Here is a 9139-nt window from a genome sequence, read left to right as displayed (position 1 = left end):
TCTTCGCCACATTTCCCATATGACAGCTTTTTTAGGCTCAGTCATCGGATTAGGGTGTTTCATATACTCATACCTCTATGATTGTTGGATTATAGGGTATGTTGCGTTGACCGATTGAATCCATCGCCCCTAATATTCGGGAGGTTTACAATTATTTTAGAGCTATCATCTGTAATAGGCCACCAAAAGTCACCCGTGGAGCATGGGCCTTCCGGAATACCGGTTTTAACAAGAACTGTGCCATTGTGTGAGAATATATCGGTTACAGCGCCGGATGTGTTAGACCAATCCGCGTATACGATCGATGGTAAAAGAACTACGACTACAGCTATCAGCTTCATACTTTCCTCCAGAAAAATTTACAATCAGCAAATGAGAGAAGACAGACCTCGTTTCTATTTGGAAAAACGGTCTGCAATCCGCTACCCTTATGACTTTCTCTTCCCAGCCATGGGAGTGTTCCCGAAGCGACACTGTCGCTGGTTTGACATACCTATTAGATTTTGGAGGGTTCAGTCACCTCAGATCGATACCCGTCGTTCGCCTCAAGGGTCGGAACTGACCACTTAGGCAATGAGTCCAAAGTGCAGATTATGCACTATTCATGGTACCCTCTATTATCTTTCGCATCGTGTTTTAAAGAAGCCGCACACTATTCTGCTGGATCTACCTGGTTAACTATGCAATACCCAGTTGCTGTCTGATCAGTGTAGACAGAAGCACCACGCCCCAATGTCCAAGCGGTGAGCGCCATTGAAACCATAGCGGAATGCTCCTGCTTTATAAGCATAAAGGAACTGCCACTCGTGCAGTTCTCGGGGACACTGTTTTCAATCGAAATTAGCAGACCTGCTTTAACAGAAGTCAGATTGGTGATCTCTCCGTTAACATGCCCGGGGCCCACAGTGGCCGCGGACACATGTTGCGCAACAGATATTGCAAGCAGCATCAAAATAATTTTTCGCATGTAATAACCCTCTGTTTATAATTTGCCGATAGTAAGCGGCGCCTCGCCTAGGAGTTGGCCCCGCAAACTTCCAACTCGACTATCGCTCTATCACCGTTTCGGCCATCCGAGCACCCTTTGGGAGGCCTGCATTTTAAAATTGATAAAGATTTCCTGCGTCGTTCAAGTTCAGCGGTACAAGCTTAAGTTGCGCAGTATTACTCAGCACTCCAGGCATTTCCCAATGCACAAGTTGCTAGGGGCCCTCAATCTGAAAATTACTCTATTGAGTGAACTGTATCTGGAATTACCTCCGGGCTAGCGGCTGGGAGACACTGATAACTTAACAACTTAACCCAACTCGTCCTTTATCGACATCCTGCTGGAAGATGTGACGACGCTCTAAGCCGCGTCCGAATATATGGTAATATCCACCTGCTATATGGAGCTTTCCTGACCCCGGTATATCCTTTACCTGCTGAGAGCCTCTTTATTCCTTGGTTAAGTTGTTAAGTTGTTAAGTTGTTAAGTTGTTAAGTTATCAGTGTCCCCTATTTCCCCTCTCCAGGCGTTTCCCAATGCACAAGTTGCTAGGGGCCCTCAATCTGAAAATTACTCTATTGAGTGAACTGTATCTGGAATTACCTCCGGGCTAGCGGCTGGGAGACACTGATAACTTAACAACTTAACCCAACTCGTCCTTTATCGACATCCTGCTGGAAGATGTGACGACGCTCTAAGCCGCGTCCGAATATATGGTAATATCCACCTGCTATATGGAGCTTTCCTGACCCCGGTATATCCTTTACCTGCTGAGAGCCTCTTTATTCCTTGGTTAAGTTGTTAAGTTGTTAAGTTGTTAAGTTGTTAAGTTGTCAGTGTCCCCTATTTCCCCTATTTCCTACAACTCATCCTTTATCGACATCCTTGTGCAAGATGTGACGACGCCCTAAGCTGCGTCCGATCACAGGGTAAAACCCACCTGCTATATAGAGCTTTCCCAACCTTGGCATATCCTTTAACTGCCGAGAGCCCCTTTTATTCTTTGGCTAAATTGTTAAGTTATCAGTGTCACCTGTTCACTAGTGTCCCCTGTTCACTTAGTGTCCCCTGTTCACTCTATTGCTTTAGACATGTATCTCAGTATCGTGTTCTCTCCTTGCTTGTAAATAAATATCGCTCTGTTCGAATCTTCTTGCCAAACAATCTCACCGCCCCCCCGCCACTGAAAGTACCGGTCATCATTCTCTATAGTCGCGCGCCAAATCAGGTTTCCTTCATTGTCTTTAATTCGCAGCTCGGACCAATGACGACTATTTGAGAATTTACTAATTATCCTTTTTTCAAACACTTGAGCGACATATTTACCATTGGGAGACTGTTCAGAAAAACCCGCACCGACTGTCTTATCTGAGAAACGTATGTACACATACCCCAGACACAGCAACAATGAAATAATAGTAATTGCTATTAGAGTCTTCTTTATAGCCATATAGTAGGAACCTGTTCACAAGGAAAGATCACTCTGATTAGACACGGAAAAATCAACTAACGTCAACCAAGATTTTTCTTGGACAGCCCCTGAACAAATTCTTTTTTCCACGAATCTCTCTATGTCCTTTTGTGTATAAAAAGAGCTACATTTGAAACCGAACTTAATCAGAAGATCATTAGACGATAAATTGTCAAAAGCTAGTCATATAACTCTCTTGCCATGTTGAGGTCATGTCAAAGTCTGCCGCTCGCCCTGCGTCTCTTAATTTGATGGCATCGTCATCTCTAATTTCTACGGGCAACCCAAAAACGTCCAGCTCTACACTTTGCCCGGGATTCCAATCGTATCTATCAATAAATTCATGGGTTAGCATCCCATTAACAGTGGCTGCTCCAGTTTCCGATTTCGAAATTGTAAACTCTCCACTAGTGCGTATAGTGTAAGTACCAGCGGCAACCCATAACTCACCTGTCCCTCTCTGCTGTATAATCCACTCTCCCGAGTAGGCAATACTTTCTCCTGGGTTCAACATGTCGGCTATGATAGTTACATCTTCGAAAACACCATCATACTCCCCATATTCATTAGGCCTTTCACCGCGATTCACAGATAAAGCGTTCTGAACTGACGGCTGATTCAACAGCCACTCACTATCTATTATGAAGGGGTCGATCGGGGCACCATTAGAATCTCCGTCCAGAAAATTTTTCAATAGCCTAGGTGCAACATCATATCCCATTGCCGTCCCGTAGTACTGGATGGTTCGATATCTTGCTTCCAGCAAAACCAAATCTACCTCTTGGCTAATATCCTCTCTGATGTCTTTCAATACAGACCCTATTGAGTCCAACACCCGATAAAGCCTAAACTCGCCTAAAAGGCCAGAGGGAATATTTGCTTCGATATCTAGTATTTCGCCATTTTCCAAGACTCCCCCCATAATCTCAACACCAAAAACGCCCTGCAATATTTGTGCGATGCCAATTGCTGGTTGAGTTTGTGCGTCGATAGCATTGTTCGCCTGTACGATCGCGAGATTGTCGGTTAGCGCGATGGCATCCTGGTTAAACTTGCTGTAGTCTAACCCGACCTGAACCAATTCCTCCCACCTGAAGGTTACAAAATCATAATGAACGTTATAATTTGTACCGTAAATGGCTGTACAAACGGCAAGCAGGAGCGGGGTAACTTCGGCGACAGTGGGTTCTGAATCCCATTCGACAGGATCAAGGGGGCCTAAAGCGGCCATCTCGGCTTCAGTGGCAAATCCACAGTACTCCGGGACAAACAGTAATTTTGTAAAAGTTTGATTTTCAATAACCGGATCGGCATTTTCATGAAAGTAGTTTGGATTTTGAATCCATTGATAGACTTCTTCGAAAAACTTTCTGAAGCTTTCATCAACGGCTTTTACAGACAGAACAGATGAGTCGCCTGGAGCAAAAACAATCTGATCATCGACACCGCTTATGTTAGGCGCTGAGTTGATATTTTTAATGATCATATCTTGATGATCATCAACGTTGTAATCGGACAATACGAGCTCTACCGATGTTGCCAACAAGTCTGCGACATCAATACCTGAAGTGTTTGTGCTGACAGTAAAAGTTTTCTCAGGTGTCTGCAATAACGTGAAATCATCTATAGGCGGCGGTATAAGAATGGGGGTGATTATATCACCGTGTAACAATATGATTTTCGGCTTTTGCCTGACATAAAGATCATGTAGGCCGTCACCATTAAGGTCTCCAGAGTAGACCTCGTATTCATCATTAAAACCCTTAGCGTGTGTCAGTAAAGGTATTAGTATAAAGAACAGGAAAGCTAATAATTTTATTCTCATAGATTCATCCCCTGCTGAAAGCTTGTATATCGACTTATACAAAAGCCTAATCAGGCACGACTATATTTAGTGCATTGCTGATGATTATGCCGGGCAGCTCTGTTACCGCATTTTCTAGAACATCTACCTCTTTGCGACAGTGATTACTTACCTCTTCACTTGTTGTCAAGCCTTGTCGAATGGCAACCTTAACGCAAAGCCTTAATTGATCTATAAAAACACGGTCCTGCTTGGAAAAACTGCTAGGACTTACAATAGAGCGGGCAACAGCATCAGAGCAAATGAACACTACCAATATACTAAACAGTAAGCTTAGCTTGACTAAAAGAACTCGCATGTTTGATCCTCCATGTAGACTCCGGCAAAAAAATGTGTCTATGCTGAACTAATTTACTACTACTGAGATGCCTACAGCACCCCCACTTTCTCCTTGATCATCAGTTATTTTGTAATCTAATGTGAGTAATTTTGGCATGGCCGAATGTACAATCAGGATTATTTGAATCATATACGACAGATATCTTCTTTCCCACTGTGAAGGCAGTTAGCGTTAGCGAGAACATTATTTGGGAATCATCGTCTGTAATAGGCCACCAAAAGTCACCCGCAGAACACGGACCTTCCGCGATACTGGTTTTAATAAGAACTGAACCATTGTGTGAGAACACATCGGTTACATTGCCGGATGTGTTGGACCACTCCGCATATACGGTTGCTGATAAAAAAACCAACACTACAGCCACAAGCTTCATATTTTTCTCCGAAAAAATTGGTAGCTAAACCAATAGACAAAAAGCGATCTATCTCAAGAGCGAAATCCCTCCATTGCTGTTGATATCGCTGCCGGAAAAAACCGCTTCAACTCGGCGATGTTTGAGGGGTGAAAACTCAAGGGGACTCCGGTAACACTTTGTCATGGCAGAGTTTCCTTGGTTGTTGAGTGTAACCACCTTAGTTTTCAGGAATTTGTCTCTGTTTTTCTATCCTTTTCGAAAATCCGGGCCAGATATCTACTATTTCGCATCGCCAGCTACGTTATTGTTGAAAACAGTGTTCACTTAGTGTGAATATAAAGTCATATGTACTTTAATTGTCTAAACGCACCCATCTAGCAGTAGCCAACTCCCATTGGACGAAAGTTGTGCATGACGTACCATTTTGTACGTTATCAAAGTGAACGCTCAATTCCTTGCCCATCGCATAAGCCGCCAACAGCGTGCTATACACCACCTTACATTGCTCAGTCGTAATGGGGTAAGTTGATCCCATTGTCTGACCTAAGTTGCATATCTCCACAGGCATATTCATACTCGTAAGCCGCAGAATTACCCGATCTGTACCATGTACACCTAAGGTTTTTATAGTACCAGTACAAGCAATTCCATCTGTGGCAGAATGCGCGGGGAAAGTTGCGATAGCCAACAGAACACACACTAATATGATTAGTCGGTAAGGTTTCATTTTCACACCCTTAAAGTTAAACCACTCCAAAGCTTGAGCTACTCACTCTATCGCATCCGTCAACCCTCAGACGTTCCCATCCTAGTCACCCAGCTTCACCAGTTCAACAACACGCCACGGCCATATAGGCACCTATATGATTTACAACAAAATGAACCGAAGAGGCGCTCCATCTCTCGTGCTCTAGCTGGCACCCATTTCAACAGCAATCGGACTGCCTAGCCCAAACCGAACAGCAGGGCGGCACACCCTCCCGACCCCTCTCCAGACAACCCGCCTTCGCCGCACAACACTCACACCTCATTAGTCTTTCTTTACCCTACCCGTGCCCCTTTTCCCCCCAAACCCCGTATACTTAGCGGTTTGCTTCCGTTTCTCATTCTGGCCGTAGGTAGTAAGCAGTGGACACGATTTTCGTAAGGGGCGCCCGCACCCACAACCTGAAAAACATCGACCTGGATATCCCCCGCGACAAGCTGATCGTCATCACCGGCCTGTCCGGCTCGGGCAAGTCCTCCCTCGCCTTCGACACCCTCTACGCCGAGGGCCAGCGCCGCTATGTGGAGTCCCTGTCCACCTATGCCCGCCAATTCCTGTCGATGATGGAGAAGCCCGATGTCGACCATGTGGAGGGCCTGAGCCCGGCCATCTCCATCGAACAGAAGTCCACCTCCCACAACCCCCGCTCCACCGTGGGCACGATTACCGAAATCTACGACTACCTGCGCCTGCTGTTCGCCCGGGTCGGTGAACCCCGCTGCCCGGTACACGGCGAGCCGCTCAAGGCGCAGACCGTGAGCGAAATGGTGGACCAGGTTATGGCCCTGCGCGCCGGCACCAAACTTATGCTGCTGGCGCCAGTGGTGCGCGATCGCAAAGGTGAACACTTACATACCTTTGAGCAACTGCGCCGCGACGGTTTTATCCGCGCCCGTATCAACGGCATAGTCGTCGACCTGGACGATGCACCAAAACTGGACAAGAAGAAAAAGCACACCATCGAGGTGGTGGTGGACCGCTTTAAAGTCCGCGACGACCTGCAACTGCGCCTGGCGGAATCGTTTGAGACGGCGCTACACCTGACCGACGGCATCGCCGCCATCAGCTTTATGGAAGGCAAAGCTGAGGACCGGCTGTTCTCGGCCAAGCATGCCTGTCCGCTATGTGACCACTCACTTACTGAACTGGAGCCGCGGCTGTTTTCCTTCAACAATCCCGCCGGCGCCTGTCCCGGCTGCGACGGCCTGGGGGTCAAGCAGTATTTTGACGAGGGGAAGGTGGTACAGTTCGCCGATGCCTCCCTGTCCGAGGGCGCCATCCGCGGCTGGGACAAGCGCAATGTGTACTACTTCCATATGCTGACATCGCTGGCGGACCACTACGGCTTCGATGTCGATACGCCCTGGAAGAAACTGCGCAAGAAATTCAAGCAGGCCATTCTCTACGGCTCCGGCCGCGACGAGATCGATTTCAGCTACGTCAATGACCGCGGCGACCTGTACCAGCGCACCCACACCTTCGAGGGGGTGGTGCCGAATATGGAGCGCCGCTATCGCGACACTGAATCCCAGACTGTGCGCGAAGAGCTGGCCAAGTTCCTGTCATCACAGCCCTGCCCCGACTGCGAGGGCACCCGCCTGCGCAGCGACGCCCGCCATGTGTTTGTGGACGATCGCACCCTGCCCGATATCGCCGCCCTGCCGGTGGGTGAGGCCCATAACTATTTCCTGCAACTGGGCTTCGATGGCGCCCGCGCGGAAATCGCCGATAAAATCCTCAAGGAACTGCGCGATCGCTTCCGCTTCCTGGTCGATGTAGGTCTCAACTACTTGAGCTTGAACCGCAGCGCCGAGACCCTTTCGGGCGGCGAGGCCCAGCGGATTCGCCTGGCCAGCCAGATAGGCGCCGGCCTGGTGGGCGTTATGTATATTCTCGATGAGCCCTCCATCGGCCTGCACCAGCGGGACAACGACCGGCTGCTGAAGACCCTGACCCACCTGCGCGACCTGGGCAATACGGTGATTGTGGTGGAACACGATGAAGACGCCATCCGCAGCGCCGACCACGTGATCGATATCGGTCCCGGCGCCGGTGTGCACGGCGGCGAGGTGGTGGCTCAGGGCGCGCTGCGGCAGGTGATGAAAAACCCCGCCTCACTGACCGGCAAGTACCTGAGCGGTAAGATCAAAATCGAGGTACCCGAACAGCGCGTCCCCTTCGACGACGAGCGGGTGATGCTGCTGGAGGGAGCCACCGGCAATAATTTACAGTCGGTGGACCTCGAAATTCCCGTGGGCCTGATGACCTGTGTTACCGGCGTATCCGGCTCCGGCAAGTCGACGCTGATCAACGCTACCCTATACCCCATCGCCGCCACCGAGTTGAACGGTGCCACCACTTTGAAACCGGCGCCCTATACGGCCATCGAGGGCATGGATCATTTCGACAAATGCGTGGATATCGACCAGAGCCCTATCGGCCGCACACCGCGCTCCAACCCGGCTACTTACACAGGTATTTTTACGCCCATTCGCGAACTGTTCGCCGGCACCCAGGAGGCCCGCTCCCGCGGCTATAAACCGGGCCGTTTCAGTTTCAACGTCAAGGGCGGCCGCTGCGAGGCCTGCCAGGGTGACGGCGTGGTGAAGGTGGAGATGCACTTTCTGCCGGATGTGTATGTGCCCTGCGATGTGTGCAAGGGCAAGCGCTACAATCGCGAAACCCTAGAGGTGAAATTCAAGGGTCGCAATATTCACGAGGTGCTGGACATGACGGTGGAAGATGCGCGAGCCTTCTTCGATGCCATTCCGGCAGTCTCGAAAAAACTGCAGACGTTAATGGATGTGGGCCTGTCGTATATTCGCCTGGGCCAGGCGGCCACCACGCTGTCCGGCGGTGAGGCGCAGCGGGTGAAGCTGTCGCGGGAGCTGTCCAAGCGCGACACCGGCCAGACGCTCTATATTCTCGACGAACCCACCACCGGTTTGCACTTTCACGATATCCAGCAGTTGCTGAATGTGCTGCACCGGTTGCGCGACCACGGCAATACCATTGTGGTGATCGAACACAATCTCGATGTGATCAAGACCGCCGACTGGGTGGTGGACCTGGGGCCGGAAGGCGGCAGCGGCGGCGGGCAGATTATCGCCACCGGCACACCGGAGGAAGTGGCGGACAATCCCGCGTCCCATACAGGAGAGTTTCTCAAACCCCTGCTGGCGCCGCCGGCCAAGCCCAGGCGGCGGCGTAAAGCTAAAACGGCCAAGGCCGTCAATGCTTGATCATATCGAACGGCGCGGGGGACGGCAGCCACTTCCGTCTCCTAATCTCTGCGGCGGCTCACCACGGGCACAGGTACAGAGTCGTTAACGTAACAGGGCCCATGGCAAAATTC

The 9139-nt window shown here is 49.7% G+C and carries 3 protein-coding genes; 1 reads left to right on the top strand and 2 read right to left on the bottom strand.

Features of this window, described 5'->3' with window-relative positions:
• Positions 1–2060: 2060 nt before the first annotated feature.
• Together FKG94_RS25840 and FKG94_RS25835 are read right to left on the bottom strand one after the other, a co-directional pair.
• Complete coding sequence (locus FKG94_RS25840) at positions 2061–2438, bottom strand: hypothetical protein (protein ID WP_142929842.1); 378 nt, start codon at positions 2436–2438, stop codon at positions 2061–2063.
• Between the two features lie 193 nt (positions 2439–2631).
• Entirely contained in the window at positions 2632–4284 is a 1653-nt protein-coding gene (locus FKG94_RS25835) for a hypothetical protein (protein WP_142929841.1), read from the bottom strand.
• Between the two features lie 1862 nt (positions 4285–6146).
• On the opposite strand from FKG94_RS25835, the gene uvrA reads away from it, so the two are divergent.
• Entirely contained in the window at positions 6147–9026 is a 2880-nt protein-coding gene (uvrA, locus tag FKG94_RS25830) for an excinuclease ABC subunit UvrA (RefSeq protein WP_142929840.1), read from the top strand.
• Positions 9027–9139: the final 113 nt, after the last annotated feature.

It is taken from the genome of Exilibacterium tricleocarpae (assembly GCF_007004655.1).
Lineage (GTDB): Bacteria > Pseudomonadota > Gammaproteobacteria > Pseudomonadales > Cellvibrionaceae > Exilibacterium > Exilibacterium tricleocarpae.
Note: the sequence above shows the minus strand (reverse complement) of the source record. Positions and strands in the feature narration are given on the sequence as shown.

What these genes read in the sequence shown, in the direction of transcription:
- FKG94_RS25835 (WP_142929841.1), bottom strand. Translation starts at nt 4,284, where the DNA reads ATGAGAATAAAATTATTAGCTTTCCTGTTCTTTATACTAATACCTTTA.
- FKG94_RS25840 (WP_142929842.1), bottom strand. Translation starts at nt 2,438, where the DNA reads ATGGCTATAAAGAAGACTCTAATAGCAATTACTATTATTTCATTGTTG.